Source organism: Phenylobacterium sp. (genome assembly GCF_046290725.1).
In the GTDB taxonomy this organism is placed as follows: domain Bacteria; phylum Pseudomonadota; class Alphaproteobacteria; order Caulobacterales; family Caulobacteraceae; genus Phenylobacterium.
Map to the genome: position 1 here is coordinate 89417 of NZ_JBKBUH010000003.1, position 21338 is coordinate 110754.

Below are 21338 nucleotides of genomic sequence, written 5' to 3' on the forward strand. Positions count from 1 at the left end.
TGGGTAGGGGGTCTCCATGTTGAAGCGGGCTGCAGCGCTGCTTGGCGCCCTGGCGGCGATTTGCCTGGCCAGCCCGGCCTCCGCGCAGGCCCAGCGCTTCACCGTCATGGCCAATGGCGAGAAGGTCGGCCACCTCGTCGCCGAGGCCAAGGGGCGGTCGGCGGAGATAGACTATTTCGTCTCGAATAACGGCCGCGGGCCCAAGCTGCGCGAGATGATCGAATTCGACCCGGCTGGCCGGCCGATCATCTGGAGCATCGAGGGGGCCTCGCTCTTCGGGAGTCCCGTGGCCGAACGTTATGCGTGGCGGGCGGGGACCGCCGAGTGGGTCAGCCAGGCCGACAAGGGCTCGGCGCAGGCTGAGAAGCCGCTGCTCTACATCGGCAACGACGTCAGCCCCTGGATGCTGGGCGTCTATGTGAAGCAGCTCCTGAAGACGCCGGGACGGGCCTTGCCGGTGCTGCCCTCGGGAACCCTCAAGCTCGCCGAGGTTCGCAAGATCACATTGGGCGAGGGCAGGGCTGCCGTCCCGCTCACGGTCTATGAGCTCTCCGGCATCGACCTCAATCCCGACTATGTGCTGATCGACGCCCGGGGCGAGCTGTTCGGGACCGGCGGCGGCGGCCTGATCCGCGAGGGCTATGAAGTCCACTATCCGCAGCTTCAGGCGCTAGGCCGCGAGATCGCGCTCGCCCGCGCGGAGGCCGCGCAGGCCAAGCTCGCCCACCGGTTCGACGGGCCGGTTCGGATCCGCAACGTGCGAATCTACGACCCCCATTCGATGCGCGTGGGCGAACTGGCTTCGGTGGTGGTCTTCGGCGACCGGATCACGGCCGTCGAGGCGGCCGACGCGGCGGGCGAGGCGGACGAGACGGTGATCGAAGGGCAGGGCGGAACCCTGGTCCCCGGCCTGCATGACATGCATTCCCACTCCAGCTTCTCGTCCAACCTCTTCAACCTCGCCGCCGGAGTGACCGCCACGCGCGACCAGGGTAACGACAACGAGGCCCTGCTCGCCATGATGGAGGGGCTGAAGGCCGGGCGGTTGGCCGGGCCGCGGATCGTCCGCAACGGGTTCCTGGAGGGCCGCAGCCCGCACTCGGCGCGCACCGGCTTTATCGCCGATAGCCTGGAAGAGGCGCTGGGTTACGTGCGGTGGTACGCCCGGCGCGGCTATTGGCAGGTGAAGATCTACAACTCCTTCAACCCCGACTGGGTGGCCCCGGTGGCCGCCGAGGCCAAGCGGCTGGGCATGGGGGTGACGGGTCATGTTCCCGCCTTCTCATCCCCAGATCGGGTGATCGCCGGCGGCTATGACGACATCGCTCACATCAATCAGCTGATGCTGGGCTGGATCCTCGATCCCGGCGAGGATACCCGCACGCCGCTTCGGTTGACCGCCATGGCCCGCGGTAAGGACCTCGACCTCGCCTCGTCCCGGGTGCGGGCGACGGTCGCCCTGATGAAGGAGCGCGGGGCTGCGCTCGACACCACGGCGATGATCCTGGAGCGGCTGATGCTGTCGCGCGCCGGCGAGGTGCAGGCGGGCGACGCGCCCTATCTGGATCACGTCCCCATCGCCTATCAGCGCTATCGCAAGCGCAGCTTCGTCACCATCGCGACCGCCCAGGACGACGCCGATTACCAGGCTGGCTTCGGCAAGGTGCTGGAGGTGCTCAAGCTGCTGGACGACGAGGGAATCCAACTCCTGCCCGGCACCGACGACGGCACGGGCTTCTCCAACCTGCGGGAGCTGGAGCTCTATGTGCAGGCGGGCATCCACTCAGGGAAAGCGCTGCGGCTCGCAACCCTGGATGCCGAACGCTATTTCGGCCGCGAACGGGAGCTCGGCTCCATCGAGCGGGGCAAGCTCGCCGACTTCATCCTGGTCGAGGGCGATCCCGTCGCCGACATCTCGGCCATCCGCCGCAACCGCATGACGGTGGTGGGCGGGGTGGCCTATTTCCCGGCCGAGATCTACGAGCACCTGGCGGTCCGGCCCTTCGCGCCGCCGCCTCCGGTGACCCGGCCGCAGTAGCGGCGCGCCGGGCGCCCGCTCCAAGGAGACCGCATGAGCGCAGAGCTCAAACATGGCGTGAAGCTGATCGACCTCGTGATGCTGGGAGCCGGTACGGCGATCGGCGCGGCCATCTTCTCGGTGCTGGGGCCGGCGGCGCAGGTCGGCGGCGCGGGAATCCTGATCGCCGTGGCCATTGCGGCGCTTCCCATGGTGGTGTTCGGCCTCGTCTACGCCTGGATGACTTCGGCCGTTCCGCGCACGGCGGCTTCCTTCGAGTGGCAGCGGGAGTTCACCCATCCGCTGCTCGCCTTCGCCATCGTCTGGATGCGGGTGCTCTCCAACGCCGTGGTGATGGTGATCCTCGGCCGGGTGCTGGTGAACTATCTGGGCATGGTCGTGCCGCTGCCGGGGGCGCTGGCGGTCGCAGGGTTCTTCCTGGCGGTGTTCGTGCTCAACTACGTGGGGGTGGCGGTCGCGGCGCGGGCCCAGACCGTGCTGATGCTCGGCTTGCTGGCGGTGTTCGCCGTGTTCGTGGCGGGCGGAGCGCCGCGGCTGGAGCCGGCGCTCTTCGTCGAGGCGGCGGGTGGCGGCTGGCTCCCGATCGTCGCGGCCCTGCCTCTGATGATCCAGCTCTTCCTCGGCATCGAGACGGCCACGGAGGTGGGCGAGGAAGTCGAGAACGCCAGGACGGTCATACCCCTGGGCCTGGCCCTGGCGTTGGCGCTGACGGTGGTGGTCTATCTCTCGATCACCTTCACGGCGCTGAGCCTGGTGGGGCCGCAGGCCCTGGCGGCCAGCCAGGCGCCTTTGCTGGATGCGGCGACCGTCGCGCTCGGCCCGATCGCCACGCCACTGATCGTGGCGGGGGCGGCGCTGGCGCTGGTCAACTCCCTGAACGCCGTGTTCTTGGTGTTCTCTAGGTTCCTGTTCGCCATGGGCCGCGCAGGCGTGCTGCCGTCGGCGTTTGGCCGCATTCACCCAAGGTTCGGCACGCCGCATGTCGCCACCGTCGTGGCCTTCGCCGCTTGCGTACTGGGCCTCTTCCTGCCGTCGAGCCTGCTCTTCCTGCTGATCGCGGTGAACATCCCGACGATGATGAAGTATCTCGGCTCGTGCCTGGCGGCTTGGAACGTGGCCGCCCGCCGTCCCGACATCGTTCAGGCGGCGCGCCTGCGCTTCTCTCCGGGGCTCGTGAAGACTCTTGCGGTGCTGGGAGGGCTCGCCGCCGTGGTCATCGCGCTCCTGGGCCTGGCGTCGGACTGGCGACCGTACGCGCTGCTCGCCGCCTGGCTGGCGCTGGGACTGGGCTATTATGCGATCCGCATTCGCCGGGGCGCGCCGAAGGCCTGAATCGGGGCGGTGACCCGAAACGGCCGAGCTTTTGACAAGTCGCAAGGCGTCGGTGGCGCGAATCGATACCGGCTGCAGACAAATTGCGTGGGGCGGATGGCTTGGCCGGGCGCCAAGAACCCCCGGGCCGCAGGAGCGTCAGGTCGGGGAGGCTTATGACGACTTCGTCCGCATTGCCGCAAGTTCGCAGCCTTGGCTATGGCGCGCCGTTCCGGTGGCTCGCCCAAGGGTGGCGCGACCTCTGGCGGGCGCCGCTTCCGATGCTGGCCTATGGCCTGGCGGTCGCGGCGATGAGCCTTGCGCTCTGCTACGGCCTCTATGTCACCAACGGCGCGTTCTGGATGCTGGTGCTGAGCTGCGGTTTCGTGCTCGTCGCCCCTATTCTGGCCATGGGGGCTTATGAGTCCGGGCGATTGCTCGAGGCTGGCGAGCGGCCCAGCCTTCGAAAGGTCGTTTTCGTCCGCCCCGCCTTTCGCCAGGACGTCGCCTATCTCGCGGTCGGCCTTCTAATCATCTACTTCTTCTGGGGGCGGATGGCCCAGATCGTCTACGGCCTTTCGACGTTCCAGCTCCACGACTCGGTCGATGCTTTGCTCACCTTCGCGCTGACCACCCCGGAAGGGCGCAATATGCTGGTCGTCGGGACCGTCGTCGGCGGCGTGATCGCCTATCTCACCTTCGCCATCGTGGTCGTCTCCACGCCCATGCTTCTCGATCCCGAAGCCAATGTATTCGTCGCCGTAGCGACCAGCGTTCGCAGCGTGGCGCTCAATCCGGGTCCCATGACCCTGTGGGCGTTCATTATCGTGGCTCTGCTGGTTCTATCGGCGGCCACCTGCTTCCTGGCCCTGATCCTTGTCTTCCCCTGGTTGGGCCTGGCAAGCTGGCGGGCCTATCGGGACCTCGTCGCCGCGCCGCATGCCGTCTTGGCAGGGTCCGAGATGCTCCGGAAGGGAGCGGCGGACGCCTAGAGCGAGATCCGATAGAGCATTTTCTTCGCCGAACCGGCATCCGCTTCGGCGGAAAATGCTCTAGGTCGAGGGCCGTCGCGACACCGGCGGGACCGCGCGCAGGGGCAGGAAGATCTTGCGGAAGCTTATGCTCACCGTGCGCCCGAGCGGGTCCATCAGATCGGGCTGATAGCTGATCGGCGTCGCGCCGCTGGCGTCGCGCACCCTGACGCGCTCATCGAACAGGTTGTCGACCGACAGGCTCACCCGCGCGCCTCGCATCCAGGGATTGTCCCGCGCCATGGGCTGCATGCCGAGATCGGCGAACAGGCGCAGATTGACGGTGGTGAGCGAGGAGAACTCCAGGCCGTCGCCCGCGAGCCCCGAGTCCACCGTTCCGCCTTCGCTCCAGCGGGCGTTGAGCCGTGCGCCCAGGCCGTTGCGGGCGACGCCGGCCTGAACGTCCACCTGGTGCTTCGCCGTCGGCGAACCGCCGCCGAGCGTCGAGCCGTCGAGCAGGTCGATGACCGGCGTTCCCACGCGGACCAGAACCTCGTCCTTCAGCCGCCAGGTGTGGAAGACGGCGAACTGCAGATTGCCCCCGGCCATGCCGCTGCGCCCGCCGAAGCCTGGGCCGCCTCCGCCGAATCCGCCCGGCCCGCCGCCGCCGGATTGCCGGCGGACCGCTTCGGCCGGCGGACCTTCAGCCGGCCCCTCGCCCGAGGGCGGCGGATCGCCGGCGGCGCGCAGCACCATCCACGGCGGCGGGCGGGTGTTGCGCAGGGGGCGGCTGTAGTTGAAGCCCCAGCGCAGCTCCTCCCGGTCGCGCCGGGCGAAGTTGACGGGGCTGACATCGACCTGCACCAGCCGGCCCGAAGCGTCGCGGACGAAGCGTTCGGGGAAGGCGGCCTCGATCTCCGGCGTCGCGGCCGGGAAGGAGGCGATCTCGTCCTCGATCCGCGTCTTGGTATAGTCGGCGCGCACCACGAAGTCGGTTTCGTCCCAAGGGCGAAGCATCAGGCCGAGCTTCAGGACCTGGCGGTTGTCGGCCAGCAGCGCCGGGTTGCCGCCTTCGATGCGCAGCACCTCCACGGTCTCGCCGCGGGTGAAGTCGAACACCCGCACGCCTGGGGTCGCCGTGATCGGGTCGCCCAGCTGCTGGACCGTGGGTGCGCCGTCCTCGGCGGTGAAGGAGGCGATCAGGCGCACGGGCTTGATCGGGGACCAGGTGACGCCGCCGCCAAGCGTGACCAGGTCGCCGAAGTCGGAGAGGTGCTCGAGCTCGGCGTTGAAATTGATCGACAGGTCGCCCAGGCCTTCGATCCCGCCGCGCGTGCGGCTGGCCAGCGGCGCATCGAGATTGGCCTGCAGGCGGCCCGTCTGGCGGTCGAGGTCGACGCTCTGGAAGGCGCCGAAGCGGCGGGACTCGCTTTCGAGATCGAGCGCCCGCCCGCCGACGGTGAGGGCTGCGTTCACGCCGCCCGCCGGCAGCTGGAAGAGCGTGCCGTTCACGAGCAGCTCCGCATCGGCCGACGTCACCGTGGACCGTGCGGTGTTCGGCGCGGGGAAGGCCTGCAGGGCCGGATCGTAGGCGACTTCGGTGAGCGTGCGCCGGCTCGTACGGTCGAGATTGCTCGTGAACGACCAGCGCCAGCCGGATCGCGCGCCGTTGACCGCCAGGCCGAGGTGCGCCTCGCTGGTGTCGCTCAGACGGCGGAGCGGGTCGAGCTGGCCGGCCGTCACGAAGGGATCGCCCGAGGCGCCGAGCCTGGCGGTCGAATCCGAGAAATCCAGCCGGCCGTTCAGACTGGCGGCCACGCCCTCGCCGAGCGGGCGCGCGAGAACGCCGTTCAGAGACAGGGTCTCGGTCTGCGGCAGCAGGGTGCGCAGGGCGCCGTTTTCGCCCCCGGTGCGGATCACGTTCCGATCGCTTTCCAGGAGGGCGTCGCTGCGGCCGAGCTGCACGCTCAGCTGAGTGCGCAGGTCGTCGCGGATGCGAAGGGTGTTGGCGCTGGCCTCCAAGGCGGTGCGGTCGCCGGCGGTCGGCAGGACCGCGCGCCCTTCCACGGTCAGCGCCTGGAAGCGACGGCGCAGGACGAAATTCACCACCCGCTGGTCGGCGCGGTAGCCATATCGGAGCGCCACCTCCTCGGGCAGGATCTCCAGGCGCAGGATCGCCTCGGGCGGCAGGTCGCGGATTTCGGAGAAGCTGGAGATGCGCATGCCGTTGACCAGCATGACCGGACGACCGGAGCCGCGCCCGCGGCCGCTGGCGAGCTGGGGTTCGAGGGCGGCGAGCAATTCGGTCACCGAGGTTACGCCCAGGGCGCGGATCTCGCTCGGGTCGAGGGTGAGCTCCGGCGTCGCCTCGCCGACCACGGAGCCGCGCAGGGCAAGCTGCCCTGCGGGCGTAACGACGAGCTCCTCGACTTCGTAGGTTTCATCAAGGGCGGACTGCGGCGTGGCGGTCTGGGCGACGGCGCCGGTGGTGAAGGCTGCGGCCAGGGCCGCGCCGCAGGAAAAGCCGAACAGACTGCGCTTCGATCTGGAGACCACGCCGACACCTCATTCCAATCGAGCACCAACGCGTGAACCCGATCTCGTGCTCAGCTAATCGGCGAGAATTGCGGCCGTGTTGCAGTTGGGTGTCTGGCCGGCGCGGCGGCGGAAACGTAGGCCCATCCGCACATCGCCTTCCCTCACGGTTTCGACCCGCTCAAGAGGGCGGCGGCGTAGCAAGGGCGCTCGAACAGCGTGCGGGTGAACTGCATTCGCCCATCCTGGACGCCGGGCGTCGCAAGCAGGTCGCGGAACCAGGCGTCGGCCGCCGCGGCGTCGGCATGGAAGGCGCGGACCCGGACGTCGGACCGACCGGTGATCTGTACGGCGTCGGCCACGCAAGGGTCGGATCTGAGCTTCGCTTCGAGGGCGCCCGGCCATTCGGCATGGTCCCAGGCTCCGTCCAGATAGGCGAGAACCTCGACATCGCCGGTCAGCGGCCGCACGGCGGCGACGACCTTGGCGACGCCGCGGCGACGTAGGGCGCAGGTGAGATGCCAGGCGTAGCTCTGGGACACCCCGAGAATCTGCGCCAGCTCCCGGGCCTTCAGCGGCGCCCGCCCTTCCAGCCGCGTCATAAGCCAAAGGTCGAACTCGTTGACGGCCGCGCGGGAGGGCCGGCCGCGAGGGCGCGTCCCGGGCCCCGGACCGCTCATGAGCCGGCGATCTCGACGATCGCGTCGACCTCGACCGCATAGCCGAGCGGAAGCCGGTAGACCCCCACGGCGGATCTCGCATGGCGTCCGGCGGCGCCCAGGGCGTCGGCGATCAGATCGGAGCAGCCGTTCATGACCGCCGGGATCTCGACGAAGTCGGCGCTCGCCTGGACGAAGCCGCCGAGCTTCACCACGCGGACGACGCGGGCAAGTTCGCCGCCGGCCGCAGCGCGCATCTGGGCCAGGAGATTGACGGCGCAGAGCCGGGCCGCCGCCTGCCCCTGCTGAAGCGTCAGGTCGCCTCCGACCACGCCTTTGACGCCGCCGTCCGGCGCGGACGAGACCTGGCCCGAGATGAAGACGAGTCCGCCGCCGGGCGCGAAGGGGACGTAGTTGGCCACGGGTGCGGCCGGGCTCGGGAGATCCACCCCCAGGGCCTTCAGGCGCGCTTCGATCGAGATTGCGGTCATGCCAGGTTCCTTTGTCGCTTCATCCGACGGTCGTCGGCGCCAGGGCCGGCGCCCTCGGCGTGAACTGCCGCTCCCACTTCCCCACCACCGCGGCGGCGACCGAATTGCCGACGACGTTCGTGCCGGAGCGGCCCATGTCGAGGAGATGGTCGACGGCCAGGATCAGCAGCAGGCCCGACTCCGGCAGATTGAAATGGGCCAGGGTCGCGGCGATCACGACCAGCGAGGCCCGCGGGACGCCGGCCATGCCCTTGGACGTCACCATCAGCAACAGCAGCATGGTGATCTGCTGGGCCAGCGTCAGGTCGATCCCATAGACCTGGGCGATGAACAGCACGGCGAAGGTGCAGTACATCATCGAGCCGTCCAGATTGAACGAGTAGCCGAGCGGCAGGACAAAGCTGACGACCCGACGGCTGACCCCGAACCTCTCCAGAGCTTCCATCGTACGCGGATAGGCCGCCTCGGAACTGGCGGTGGAGAAGGCCAGTAGAACCGGCGTCCGGATGGCCGCGAAGAGATTGGCGGCCTGGCCTCCCAGGATGAGGAATGCGCCGAGGAACAGGATCGTCCAGAGCACGCCGAGCGACAGATAGAAGCCGCCGACGAACTTCGCATAGGTCGCCAGGACCCCGGGGCCCTGCTCGGCGATCGTCGAGGCGAGGGCGGCGAAGATCGCCAGAGGGGCCAGCTTCATCACATAGCCGGTGACCTTGAGCATGATCGCCGCGATCTGGTCGACGACCGCCAGGACCGCCGGCGCGCGGTCGTCGACGGCGGCCACGGCCGTACCCACGAACAGGGCGAAGACCACGATCTGCAGGATTTCGTTCTGGGCCATGGCCGCGACGATCGAGGTCGGGACCAGGTGAGTGACGAAGCCCTTCAGGCTGAAGGCGGCGGCCTGCACGCCGGAGGCCGCGTCGGTCGGCGGCGGCGTCAGGGCCAGGCCCGAACCGGGCGCGATCAGGTGAACCATGACCAAGCCGACCAGCAGGCTGACCAGCGAGGCGCCGATGAACCAGCCCATGGTCTTCAGGCCCACGCGGCCGACGGCGCCGGCGTCTTCCATGTGCGCGATCCCCGCCACCAGCGTGGTGAAGACCAGGGGCGCGATGATCATCTTGATCAGGCGCAGGAAGAGTTCGGTGAGGATCGAGAGGGTTTCGGTGGCCTGGAGAATCTCGTCGGGCGGCAGGGTGCGGTTCAGGATCCAGCCGACGCCGATCCCGAGGATCATGGCGCCGACCACGAAATAGGCGAACAGGCGGTTCATCGGCGGGCGGATGCTCCTTGGGGAGGCTTCGGGCGCGGCTTCGGCGCGAGGGTCTGTCCGAAGACGCAGCCGTGGGCGAAATCCACACGCCGAGATTTCCGGCGCGGCGGCGCCGGTCAGGGGCGTTGGAGGTGTGGGAACCGGCGCGGCCTGCGTCCTAGGCTAGGACGGTTTGCAGTGACGGCGCCCGGGGCGCTGAAGGGGAGCGGGGTGGCGATGAAGGCGAAGGCGGGATTTCTTGGACTTCTGGCGGCCCTGGGGTGGTCGGGGGCCGCGCTGGCGGCCGGGCCGACCACGGCCATCGTCGGGGCGACGGTGTTCGACGCTACCGGGGCTCCGCCCCGTGTGGCCACGGTGATCCTGCGCGACGGTCGCATCGCCGACATCGGGGCCGACCTGAAGGCGCCCCGCGGCGCGGTGGTGATCGACGGCAGGGGGAAAGCCCTCCTGCCCGGCTTCTACGACGTGCACACCCACTGGACTCCCGGCGGAGACCCGAACACCACGCCCCAGATCGCCAGCGCCTACCTGGCCGCCGGGGTGACCACCATCAACGACTTCCACCAGCCGCCTGAGGCCTACGAACCTCGCCGTCGCTGGCTCCAATCCCTGACTTCGCCGCGGGTGAACTTCACCGCGCGGATGAGCACGCCGGGCGGCCACGGCGCCGACTGGGCCGACCGGGCGACCACCAAGTGGGTCAACACGCCCGAGGCCGCGCGGGCCGAGGTCCAGGCCCTGATCCCCTACAAGCCCGACGCCATCAAGGCGTTCGCCGACGGCTGGCGCTACGGGACCTCGCCCGACAACACCAGCATGGACCTGTGGACGCTCAGCGCACTGGTCGACGAGGCGCACAAGAACAAGCTGAAGGTCTTGACCCACACCGTGACGGTGGAGCGGGGCAAGGTCGCGGCCAAGGCCAAGGTGGACGTCATCGCCCACAGCCTGCAGGATCGGGAAGTCGACGCCGAGGTGGTCGAACTCCTGAAGCAGAGCGGCACGTTCTATGCCCCGACCCTGGCGGTGTACGAGCCGGTGAAACCCGGTCAGCCGGAGCCCGACCGGGCCGATCCCCGCGTCCAGCAGTCCTTCCGGAAGTTCGGCTACGCGCTGCACAACGTCAAAACGCTGCACGACGCCGGCGTGCCCATCGCGCTCGGCACGGACGCCGGCATGCCCGGCACGCCGCACGGCGTGGCGACGCTGCGGGAGATGGAGCTGCTGGTCCAGGCCGGGCTGACCCCAGTCGAGGCCCTGATGGCGGCGACGGCCAACAGCGCGCGCGCGATGGGCCAGATCGCCGACCGGGGGACGATCGAGAAGGGCAAGCGGGCCGATCTGGTGCTGATTTCGGGCGCGCCCTGGGACGAAATTTCCGATGTTCGCAAGACCGACCGGGTGTTCCTCGACGGGGTGCTGGCGCACGGGCCCGGCGCCAAGGTTTCGCCGACCAACGGCCGCACGGCGATGCCGCCGATCAAGACCGCCGCGCTGATCGACGACTTCGAGCGGCCGGACGGACGCACCCGGCTCGACACCTTGCGCCTGGACGACATGGACGGCGGGATGGAGCGCACGGTGCAGGTGAGCCAGGTCGTTTCCCGCACCGACGGCGGCCACGCCCTCTCCTTGGCGGCGCGGATGGCGACCAAGGCCGCGCCGAGCGCCGGCGTCCTGCTGCCGCTCAGCCGCGGCTCCGTCGAGCCGGTCGATGCGCGCGGCTATCGAGGCGTGCGCTTCGACGTACGGGGCGACGGCGGCGAATACGCCTTCAGCGTCGATACCCTGGGCGGCCGGTGGCGCACGTCGATCCGCGCCGGGGAGGCCTGGACGACGGTGGAAGCCCCCTTCGCCGCCCTCCGACCGGTCGGTCGCGGCCAGGAGGGGCGGGCATGGACCGGCGAGGACCTCCTAAGCATCGGCTTTTCCGGCGGCCGCGCCGCCGGAGAGAAACTCTGGATGGAAATCGACAACGTGACTTTCTACTGAAGATAGCAGCGGTAGTTGATCGATTATTGGCGGCCGGCCCCGGGGAGGGGGAGTTCATGAAGTTCGACAGGCATTTCATCGCAGCGGCGGCGCTAGCTCTTGGCGTCGCCTTGGCCGCTCCGGCGGGCGCCGATCCGCCCCGGGTGACCTCGCCGAAGGAGGCCTTCGGGCACGATATCGGCGACGACTACTTCCTGGCCAACTACACCCAGCTCGAGGCCTATTTCAAAACCCTCGCGGGCCAGTCGGACCGCATGAAACTGGTCGATATCGGCCCGACGGAGGAAGGCCGCCGGGAATACATGGCCATCGTCTCCTCTCCGGCGAACCTGGCCAAGCTGGACCGCTACCGTGAAATCGCGCGGAAGCTCGCCAAGGCCGAAGGGATCTCGGAGGCCGAAGCCGCCCGCCTGGCGGCGGAAGGCAAGGCTGTGGTCTGGATCGACGGCGGGCTTCATGCCACCGAGGTCGTGCCGCCGCAGGCGCTGATCGCAGCGCTGCACGACATGCTGACCCGGGACGATCCGGAAACCCTGCGGATCCTCGACGACGTGATCATCCTGTTCGCCCAGGTGAATCCGGACGGGATGGAGCTGGTGTCCAACTGGTACATGCGCAATTCCGATCCGGATAAGCGCGAGTTCTGGAGCATTCCGCGGCTGTACCAGAAGTACATCGGTCACGATAATAATCGCGACTACTACATGTCGGCCATGAAGGAGACGACGAACGTCAACCGCATCTTCTTCCGAGAGTGGTATCCGCAGATCATCTATAATCACCACCAGACCGCGCCTGGCGGAACCGTGGTGTTCATGCCGCCCTTCCGGGACCCGTTCAACTACAACTACGACCCGCTGGTGATGACCACCTTGAGCGAGGTCGGGGCGGCGATGCACAGCCGGCTGGTCAGCGAAGGCAAGCCGGGCTCGACCATGCGCAGCGGCGCGACCTACTCCACCTGGAACAACGGCATGGAGCGGTCGATCACCTATTTCCACAACGCCGTGGGGCTGCTGACGGAGATCACCGGCCACCCGACGCCGATGACCATTCCGCTGATCGCGCGCAACCAGATCGCCCGCAACGACCTGCCGGCGCCGGTGGCGCCCCAGACCTGGCGCTTCCGCCAGTCCATCGACTATTCGCTCAGCATCAACCGCGCGGTCCTGGACTACGCCTCGCGCAACCGCGAGCGCCTGCTGATGAACATCTGGCGGATGGGCGACAATTCCATCCAGCGGGGCCGCCGCGACAGCTGGACCATCACGCCCAAGCGGATCGAAGCGCTGGAAGCCGCCGCCGAGGGCAAGCCGCTGGTGGGGTCCGGGCGCACCCAGGGCCTGCAACCGGAGCTCTACGGGGCCGTCCTGCAGGACCCCGCCTATCGCGACGCGCGCGGCTACATCGTTCCGGCCGACCAGGCGGACCTGCCGACCGCGGTGAAGTTCCTGAACGCCCTGATCAAGACCGGCGTCGACGTCCATCGGGCGACGCGGCCGTTCTCCGCCGGCGGCAAGACCTATCCGGCCGGATCCTATGTGGTGAAGGCCGACCAGGCCTATCGCCCGCACGTCCTCGACATGTTCGAACCCCAGGACCATCCCCACGACTTCGCCTATCCGGGCGGGCCGCCGATCCCGCCCTATGACTCCACCGGCTATACGCTGGCCTATCAGATGGGGGTGAAGTTCGACCGGGTCCTCGAGGGCTTCGACGGGCCGTTCGAACAAGTCGCGGACGTCATGGCGCCGCCGCCGGGCCGGATCGTGGGGACCGGAGGGGCGGGCTATCTCGTCAGCCATGAGATCAACGACAGCTTCATCCTCTCCAACCGCCTGCTGAAGGCGGGAGCGACGGTGCGCTGGCAGAAGGCTTCGGTCCGGGTCGGCGGCAAGACCTTCGCGCCGGGCGCCCTCTGGATTCCGGCGAGCGATGCGAGCCGCGCCATCGTCCAGGCCGCCGTGCGGGAGCTCGGCTTCGACGCCCACGCCCTGGCGCGGGCCCCAGCCGGAGACAGCATCGCCCTGAAGCCGGTGCGGGTTGGGCTCGTCGACCGCTACGGCGGCTCCATGCCGTCGGGCTGGACCCGCTGGCTGATGGAGCAGTTCGAGTTCGATTATCAGGTCGTCTATCCCCAGCGGCTGGACGCCGGAGACCTGGCCAAGGACTTCGACGTCCTGATCTTCGTCAACGGAATCCTGGGGTCCGAGGGTGGGGAAGGCCCGCGGCAGCCGAAGCCCGAGGATATTCCCGCCGAGTTCCACGCCTGGCTGGGCGAAATCACCCAGGAGAAGGCCGGGCCGGGCCTCCAGGCCTTCCTTCGGGACGGCGGTTCGGTGGTGACGATCGGCAATTCCGCGCGTCTGGCCGAATGGGTCGGCGCGCCGGTCGGGAACGCCCTCCTCGATGGAGAGGGCAAGCCTCTCCCGCGGACCAGCTTCTACATCCCGGGCTCTCTGCTTCGGGTCGCGGTCGACAATACCCAGCCGATCGCCTACGGCGCGCCGGCGGCCATGGACGTCTATTTCGACCGCAGCCCGGCCTTTGTGGCGGACGGACCGCAGCGCGCGGCCTGGTATCCCGAGGGCGACGTGCTGCGAAGCGGGTGGGCCGTCGGACAGGAGAAGCTCGCCGGCGCCGCGGCCGTCGTGGAACAGCGGGTGGGGCGCGGCCGCCTGTTCCTGATGGGGCCGGAGGTGGCGCAGCGGGCGCAGTCGCACGCCGCGTTCAAGTTCCTGTTCAACGGGATCCAGTACGGGCCCGCCGCGGCGCAGCAATGACCTGAGACCCGAACGGGACGCCGGCGCGCCGGCCCTTACAGCGGCTGCGCATCCCCATTTCGCAGCCGTCTGTCGCGCCAGCGGACCATAGCGCCGCCCTTGCATCGGCGCCGGACCGGCCCCGCCTCCGCTCCCGAGGCGGGGCCGGTTTGCGTCCGCCGGCTCACTTTTTCTCCCCGCTGAAATGAGGATTCGGCCGCTTCGTCCGTCACAGGAGGAGTTCGTCCCCTTGCGGAGGGCGGACAACGACATGCGCCAGCCAGGCGCGGAGGGGGATCTGATGCAATTCACCAAGTCTCGCAGGCGCGCCGCCCTTCTGGCGACGACCGCAGCGTTCGCCATGTCCGCCGGCCACGCCGCCGCCCAGGCCGCCCGCGCCGACACTGTCGTCGACGAGATCGTCGTCGTCGGCACGCAGATCGAAGGCTCGAAGGTCACCGCGGCGCTGCCCGTGACCGTGGTCAACATGGAGGCGATCGCCGCCGCGGGCTCGGTGTCCGGCGACGAACTCTATCGCTCGATCCCGCAGATGGGGGACGTGCAGTTCAACTCCACCAACGGCGCCGTCAGCAGCAACTTCGCCCGGGGCGACGTGGGTTCGGTGAACCTCAGAAACCTGGGCGTGGGCAACACCCTCGTCCTGCTCAACGGGCGGCGCGTGGTGGCCCACCCCGGAAGCCAGGCCGACGACCAGCTGGTGCCCGTCCTGACCTACAACACCAATGCGATCCCGGTGAGCGGCCTGCAGCGCCTCGAGGTGCTGCGCGACGGCGCGGCGGCGATCTACGGCACCGACGCGGTGGCCGGCGTGGTCAACAACGTGCTGCGCAACGACTTCGACGGCGTGACGCTGGACCTCCAGTACGGCGGCGCGGAGGACACCAACCTCCACGAGTTCGAGGCCAACGCTTTCCTGGGCAAGAATTTCGCCGACGGGCGGGGGAACGTCTCGCTGTTCCTGAACTACACCGACCGCAGCGCCCTTTCGTCCTCGGACCAGACCTACACCTCCTCGTCCGACAAGCGCCCGCTGTTCGAGGGCACCCGCTTCGCCGGCAGCAATACCCTTGACCGCCGCTCGACGCTCAGCGGCTGGGCGGACCTGCAGACTCCGGCGAGCTTCGGGACGGTGCGGCAGGGAACCCTGGCGCTCACCAGCGCCGGCGGCCTGTTCCACATCCAGCCCACCGCCAACGGCGGATGCCAGGTGGTGCTGACCGGTGGAATCTGCATCGACGACGGCTCGCGCGCCACCGCCGCGGCCGACCGCAACACCCGCTACGATTCCGGTACGTTCCCCTCGTCAATCATCCCCAAGCTCCAGCGCTACAACGCTTTCACGACCGCGCGCTACGAGCTGACCGACGACATCGAGGTGTACGGGGAGCTGGGCTATTACCTCGCCAAGACCGAGAGCGAGCAGGACCCGGTCTTCACCATCGGCTCGACCAAGGTGACCATTCCGGCCTCGAACTACTGGAATCCCTTCGGCCCGACGGTCTTCGCCAACGGCCAGGTCAATCCGAACCGGCTGGCCAATCTCAACGTTCCCGCCGCCGGCTTGCCGGTGACGCTGGTCAATTATCGGTTCGTCGACATGGGCCCGACCCGGGTCGACGTGGAGACCTCCCAGATCCGCGTGCTGGCCGGGGCGCGCGGCGAGAAGTTCGGCTTCAAGTGGGACAGCGCGCTTCTCTATTCGGAGGCCGAGGTCACCGACACGCAGGACGGCATATCCTCCACCCTGCTGCAGCAGCAGCTCGCCCTGTCGACGCCTGACGCCTACAACCCCTTCAACGGCGGAAATCCCGCCAATCCGGCCGCCGGCGGGGATGCGACGCCGTCCAGCCAGGCCGCCCTCGACGCGATCCGCATCAAGACCGTCCGGCGTGGCAAGAGCTCGCTGGCGCTGTGGGACTTCAAGGTCTCGAAGGTGGATCTGTTCAGCCTTCCCGGCGGCGATGTCGGCGTGGCCGCGGGCGTCGAGTTCCGCCGCGAGACGCAGCTCGACGACCGCGATCCGCGCGTGGACGGGACCATCGGCTTCACCGACATGGTCACAGGCCAGTTCCAAACCGCGGACCTGTTCGGCGTCAGCCCCACTCCGGACACCAAGGGGTCGCGCAAGGTGGCCGCCGCCTATCTGGAATTCGCCGTTCCGCTGGTCTCGCCGGAGATGTCGATCCCGTTCGTCCGGAACCTGGAGATGCAGATCGCCGGGCGCTACGAGGACTACAGCGACTTCGGCAGCGTCGCGAAACCCAAGGTCGCCATGGCCTGGGACGTCTTCGACGGCCTGCGGCTGCGCGGGTCCTGGGCTCAGGGCTTCCGGGCGCCGAACCTCGAACAGGTCAACGCCTCGCTGGTGACGCGGGGCAACACCCGCACGGACTACGTCTTCTGCGAGGCCGACCTGCGCGCCGGGCGCATCGCCTCGTTCGCGAACTGCTCGCGCAACGTGGTGGCCACCGCCCAGCGAGCCGGCAATCCGGACCTTCAGCCCGAGGAATCGGAGACCTGGACCGCCGGCGTGGTGTTCCAGCCCCGCTTCATTCCCGAGCAGTTCGGATCCTTCACCTTCACCGCCGACCTCTGGAACGTGAAGCAGACCGGCATCGTCGGGCTGTTCGGCGAAGGCAACGGCCTGATCCTCGACTACCTGAACCGGGTGCAGGGGACGACGAACCCCAAGGTGATCCGCGCCGCGCCCACCGCCGACGACATAGCCGTGTTCGCCGGCACCGGCCTGACCCCGGCCGGCCAGGTGATCTATGTGCAGGACCAGTACGTGAACCTGCTCCCGCAGGACGTGCGCGGTCTGGACCTCGGGATGATGTGGCGGCTGCGGACCGATCGGTTCGGCAGCTTCGACGTCAACTTCAACGCTGCGCACCTGATCCGCTACTATCGTGCGCCCTCGCCGGATATCGCCGCCCTGCTGGAGGCCCGAGAGGCCGGCCAGATCAACGCCGGCACGGTGATCACCGGCGGCGGCAACCTCCTGCGCCAGGGCAGCCGCCCGGAATGGAAGTGGTCGGGTTCGCTCACCTGGCGCTACGAGCAGTTCACCGTCGGCGCCTTCACCCAATACGTCGGGGACGTCGAGGACACCGGCCTCGCCGACTCCGCCGGCCAGCGCTGGATCGTCGACTCCCAGATCACCGCCAACCTCTACGGCGAGATCGCCTTCGAGGAGGGGATCAAGGCCAACACCCGGCTGCGGCTGGGCGTGCGGAACATCACCAACGAGGAGCCGCCGCTCGCCTCCAACGCCAACGGCTTCCTGGGCGCGCTCTACCAGCCCTACAGCCGCTACTGGTACGTGAGCGTGCGCAAGTCCTTCTAGGGACAAGCCTTGGCCCCGAAGACGCCAGCCTTCGGGGCCTGCACGCCTCGCCCTCCCGTGCTCCGTTCTCCAAGGCCTTCTGGATGCTCAATCTTCCGCTGTTCCGGCTTCGGGCGTGTTCGAACACTGCGTTGGGGGGCCTGTTCGCCCTGGCGCTGGCGGGGTGCGCGACCGGCGCGCCAAAGCCGCCGCCGGCCGCGGCGCCCGCACCTGCGGCCAGTCTGCGGCCGGGGCTCGATCCCCGGGGCGCCGATCCTTTCCCAAGCACCTATCGCCCGGCCGCGGCGCGCCCCGTCGCCATCGTCGGCGCGAACATCCTGACGGCGGCCGGCCCGGAGATTCTGGGCGGAACCGTCGTGCTTTCGGAAGGCAAGATCCTGGCCGTGGGCCGCGACGTCGCCCCGCCGACCGGGGCGGAGATCGTCCAGGCGAACGGCATGTGGGTCACGCCGGGCGTGATCGACGCCCACTCCCATCTCGGCGTCTTCCCGTCTCCCGGCGTCGCCGGCCACGCCGACGGCAATGAGAACATCGACCCGGTCACCCCGCATGTATGGGCCGAGCATTCGGTTTGGCCGCAGGATCCCGCCTTCGACCGGGCGCGGGCGGGCGGGGTCACCACCCTGATGATCCTGCCGGGATCGGCGAACCTCTTCGGCGGGCGCAGCGTGACGCTGAAGAACGTACCGGCGGTCACGGTGCAGGCGATGAAGTTCCCGGGCGCGCCCTACGGGCTGAAGATGGCCTGCGGCGAGAACCCCAAGGGACGCTACGGGAGTCGGGGCCGGGCGCCGGCGACCCGCATGGGAAACGTGGCGGGCGTGCGGCGCCAGTGGATCGAAGCGGCGGACTACGCCAAGCGGTGGGACGCCTACGCCCGCCGCTCCAGCCGCGGGGAGGGCGGGGACCCGCCCAAGCGGGACCTGGGCCTGGACACCCTCAGCGGGGTCCTGAACGGCGAGCTCAGCGTTCAGAACCACTGCTACAGGGCCGACGAAATGGCGCTGATGGTCGATGTCGGCAAGGAGTTCGGCTATCGCATCGCCGCCTTCCACCATGCCGTGGAGGCCTACAAGATCGCCGGCCTGCTGGCGGAGAACGACGTCTGCGTGGCCACCTGGGCGGGCCGTTGGGGCTTCAAGATGGAGGCCCTCGACGGCATCGAGGAGAACGCAGGCCTGCTGGCGGCCGCAGGTGTCTGCGTGGCGATCCATTCGGACGACGCCGGGATCATCCAGCGGCTCAATCTGGAATCGTCGGTGGCCCTCTCGGCGGCGCGGCGCGCCGGCCTCGACATCGACGAAGCCGAGGCGGTGAAGTGGTTCACTCTCAATCCGGCCCGCATCCTGGGGGTGGCGGACCGGACCGGCAGTCTGGAGCCGGGCAAGATGGCGGACGTCGTGCTCTGGAGCGCCAATCCCTTCAGCGTTTACGCCGTAGCCAAGAAGGTGTTCGTCGACGGGGCGCTGGTCTACGACGACGACGATCCCGCCCGTCAGCACCGCTCCGATTTCGAACTGGGCCAGCCGGCGGGAGGACAGCCGTGATGCGCCGCCTGCGGAAGGGGCTTCTGGCCCTCGCTCTCGTCCTGGCCGCGACGCCGGCGCTCGCCGAGCCGGTGGCGATCGTGAATGCGCGACTCTTCACCATGGGTCCGGCCGGAGAGGTTTCGAACGGGGCGGTGGTGATCGACGGCGGCCGCATCCTCGCGGCCGGCGCAGGCGTCGCCCCGCCCCGCGGCGCGCGGGTGATCGACGCGGCCGGCGCCATCGTCACGCCGGGCCTCATCGCCGGATCCACCGCGCTCGGCGCGGTGGAGGTGAACACCGTCCGCGGCACGGTCGACAATCGGGTTGGCGGCAAGAAGCTCAGCGCCGCCTTCGATGTGCGCTACGGGCTCAATCCCCGCTCAACCCTCATCCCGGTGGCGCGGCTGGGCGGGGTGACGCGGGCGGTGGTCATGCCGGACTATGGGGCGCCGGACGAGGACGGCGGCGGACTCTTCGCCGGCCAGGCCGCGCTCATCGCCCTGGACGGTTCGCCCGACCTGAAGGTCGCCCCGGGGCTCGCAATGGTGCTCGACCTCGGCGAGGACGGGGCGGCGCGCGCCGGAGGCGCCCGTGGTGCGGAGTTCGTGGCGCTGCGGGCGGCGTTCGACGAGGTGCGGCTTTACGCCCGCCGCAGGGCCGACTACGAGCGGGGCGAACTCAGGGAACTCTCGCTTCCCCGCGAAGACTTGGAGGCCCTGATACCGGTCCTGGAAGGACGCCGGCGCCTGATCGTCGGGGCCTCCCGGGAGGCCGACATCCGGCAGGCCCTGAAGCTGGCGCGGGACTACGGGCTGAAGATCGTGCTGTCGGGCGCGGAGGAGGGGTGGCTGCTGGCCGACGAGATCGCCGCCGCCGGCGCGCCGGTCCTGCTCAATCCGACGTCGAACCTGCCCACCCGGTTCGAGACCCTGGCGGCCAGCTTCCGCAACGCGGCGCGGCTGCGGCAGGCCGGCGTCGAGATCGCCATCCTCGGCAGCGACGGAACCCACCGCGTGCGGGAGATGCGCTACAACGCCGGCATCGCGGTCGCCCGGGGCCTGCCTTATGCAGACGCGCTCCGCGCCCTGACCCTGGGGCCGGCGCGGATATTCGGCGTCGCCGACCGGCTCGGCTCGCTGGAGCCTGGCAAGGCCGCCGACCTGGTCATATGGAGCGGAGATCCGCTGGAGCCGGCGAGCCAGCCCGTGGCCGTGTTCATCGCCGGCGTCGAGCAACCGCTCACTTCGCGGCCGCTGCTGCTGCGCGACCGCTACAGTCCTGGAGCCGCCCTTGCGCGACCCGAGTAGCCTGGTTCCCGCCATCCTCGCCACGGCCGCCCTGCTGGCCTTGGGCGGCTGCGGCGATCCGGGCAGCGCCGTGGACGAGCCGCCGCCGCAGGCCGCGGCTGTGGAGGGCGCCCCCTCGGAGGCGGCTCTGCGCCCAACCCAGCGCGGGGCGACCCTTCGGGCGGTGCGGGCGCGCGGCTATCTGCTCTGCGGGGTCCATCCGGGGCTTCTCGGCTTCGCCTATACGGACAACCGCAGCCGCTGGCGCGGCTTCGACGTGGACTTCTGCCGGGCGACCGCGGCCGCCGTGCTGGGCGACCCGAACGCGGTGCGTTTCGTCCCCACCTCGTCGACGGACCGGCTGACGGTCCTTCAATCGGGCGAGATCGACGTCCTGTGGCGCAACACCACGGCCACTTTCTCCCGCGACGCCGCCCTGAACTTCCCAGGTGTGAACTATTACGACGGCCAAGGCTTTCTGGTGCGCCGGAGCGCCGGCGTCGCAAGGGCCGCCGACCTCGACGGCGCGCGGATCTGCATCCAGACCGGCTCGACCAACGAACTCAATCTCACGGATTATTTCCGCGCCCACCGGATCCGCTATCAGCCGGTGGTGTTCGACACCGAAGACAAGGCGCGGTCGGCCTATGACCGCGAGCAGTGCGACGCGCTGACGGCCGACATCTCCAACCTCGCCGCGGCGCGGGTGGCGATGGACAGGCCCGACGACCACGTCCTGCTGCCGGAAGTGATCTCTAAAGAGCCCCTCGGGCCGGTGGTGCGTCACGGTGACGACCAATGGGCCGACGTGGTCCGCTGGACCCTGAACGCCGCCATCCTGGCGGAGGAACTGGGGATCACGTCCGCCAACGTGGAAGAGATGCGCCGCAGCGCCGCCAATCCCGAGATTCGCCGCCTGCTCGGGCAGGAGGGCGATTTCGGCCCGATGATCGGCCTTTCCGGCGACTGGGCGGTCCGGGTGATCGCCGGCGTCGGGAACTATGGCGAAATCTTCGAGCGGAACCTGGGGCAGGGGACGCCGCTCAAGCTCCCGAGGGGCCAGAACGCGCTCTGGAACGCCTCGCCGCCGGGGCTCCTCTACGCCGCGCCGGTGCGGTGAG

Annotated in this window: 13 protein-coding genes; 9 read left to right on the forward strand and 4 right to left on the reverse strand. The window is 69.3% G+C overall.

The window, feature by feature from the left end:
- Nucleotides 1-16 precede the first annotated feature (16 nt).
- The 3 genes from ACK41C_RS17400 (at nucleotide 17) to ACK41C_RS17410 (ending at nucleotide 4341) form a co-directional block, all read left to right on the forward strand.
- Nucleotides 17-2038 carry an amidohydrolase family protein gene (locus tag ACK41C_RS17400; RefSeq protein ID WP_409656835.1) on the forward strand — a complete coding sequence of 674 codons (2022 nt, stop codon included), beginning with the start codon at nucleotides 17-19 and terminating at the stop codon, nucleotides 2036-2038.
- Between the two features lie 33 nt (nucleotides 2039-2071).
- Nucleotides 2072-3370 (forward strand): APC family permease, encoded by a 1299-nt coding sequence (locus tag ACK41C_RS17405; RefSeq protein WP_409656838.1) that lies wholly within the window; start codon nucleotides 2072-2074, stop codon nucleotides 3368-3370.
- A 155-nt stretch (nucleotides 3371-3525) separates the two neighbouring features.
- Nucleotides 3526-4341 carry a DUF2189 domain-containing protein gene (locus tag ACK41C_RS17410; RefSeq protein ID WP_409656840.1) on the forward strand — a complete coding sequence of 272 codons (816 nt, stop codon included), beginning with the start codon at nucleotides 3526-3528 and terminating at the stop codon, nucleotides 4339-4341.
- Nucleotides 4342-4401: 60 nt separating this feature from the next.
- Here the strand turns inward: ACK41C_RS17410 and ACK41C_RS17415 are convergent, their stop codons facing one another.
- The 4 genes from ACK41C_RS17415 to ACK41C_RS17430 form a co-directional block, all read right to left on the reverse strand.
- Nucleotides 4402-6876, reverse strand: a complete 2475-nt coding sequence (locus tag ACK41C_RS17415) for a hypothetical protein (RefSeq protein WP_409656842.1) — start codon at nucleotides 6874-6876, stop codon at nucleotides 4402-4404.
- A gap of 143 nt (nucleotides 6877-7019) precedes the next feature.
- Nucleotides 7020-7457: a hypothetical protein gene (locus ACK41C_RS17420; protein WP_409656844.1), complete on the reverse strand. Its 438-nt coding sequence runs from the start codon at nucleotides 7455-7457 to the stop codon at nucleotides 7020-7022.
- 74 nt (nucleotides 7458-7531) lie between these two features.
- The gene (locus ACK41C_RS17425) at nucleotides 7532-8005 is read right to left on the reverse strand and encodes a RidA family protein (RefSeq protein WP_409656846.1); all 474 of its coding nucleotides are present in this window, start codon (nucleotides 8003-8005) and stop codon (nucleotides 7532-7534) included.
- Nucleotides 8006-8024: 19 nt separating this feature from the next.
- Nucleotides 8025-9281, reverse strand: coding sequence for a dicarboxylate/amino acid:cation symporter (locus ACK41C_RS17430; RefSeq protein WP_409656848.1), 1257 nt, complete (start codon nucleotides 9279-9281; stop codon nucleotides 8025-8027).
- A 216-nt stretch (nucleotides 9282-9497) separates the two neighbouring features.
- Here ACK41C_RS17430 and ACK41C_RS17435 point away from each other — a divergent pair, with 216 nt between their 5' ends.
- The 6 genes from ACK41C_RS17435 (at nucleotide 9498) to ACK41C_RS17460 (ending at nucleotide 21337) form a co-directional block, all read left to right on the forward strand.
- Nucleotides 9498-11273, forward strand: coding sequence for a CIA30 family protein (locus ACK41C_RS17435; protein ID WP_409657433.1), 1776 nt, complete (start codon nucleotides 9498-9500; stop codon nucleotides 11271-11273).
- Nucleotides 11274-11329: 56 nt separating this feature from the next.
- Complete coding sequence (locus tag ACK41C_RS17440; protein WP_409656850.1) at nucleotides 11330-14056, forward strand: M14 metallopeptidase family protein; 2727 nt, start codon at nucleotides 11330-11332, stop codon at nucleotides 14054-14056.
- Nucleotides 14057-14336: 280 nt separating this feature from the next.
- Entirely contained in the window at nucleotides 14337-17402 is a 3066-nt protein-coding gene (locus ACK41C_RS17445) for a TonB-dependent receptor domain-containing protein (RefSeq protein WP_409656852.1), read from the forward strand.
- Nucleotides 17403-17485: 83 nt separating this feature from the next.
- Nucleotides 17486-18949 (forward strand): amidohydrolase, encoded by a 1464-nt coding sequence (locus tag ACK41C_RS17450; protein ID WP_409656854.1) that lies wholly within the window; start codon nucleotides 17486-17488, stop codon nucleotides 18947-18949.
- A complete protein-coding gene (locus tag ACK41C_RS17455; protein ID WP_409657436.1) occupies nucleotides 18949-20238 on the forward strand; it encodes an amidohydrolase family protein in 1290 nt (429 codons plus the stop codon). The genes ACK41C_RS17450 and ACK41C_RS17455 overlap by 1 nt, the downstream gene beginning before the upstream one ends.
- The gene (locus tag ACK41C_RS17460) at nucleotides 20222-21337 is read left to right on the forward strand and encodes an amino acid ABC transporter substrate-binding protein (protein ID WP_409656856.1); all 1116 of its coding nucleotides are present in this window, start codon (nucleotides 20222-20224) and stop codon (nucleotides 21335-21337) included. The genes ACK41C_RS17455 and ACK41C_RS17460 overlap by 17 nt, the downstream gene beginning before the upstream one ends.
- Nucleotide 21338: the final 1 nt, after the last annotated feature.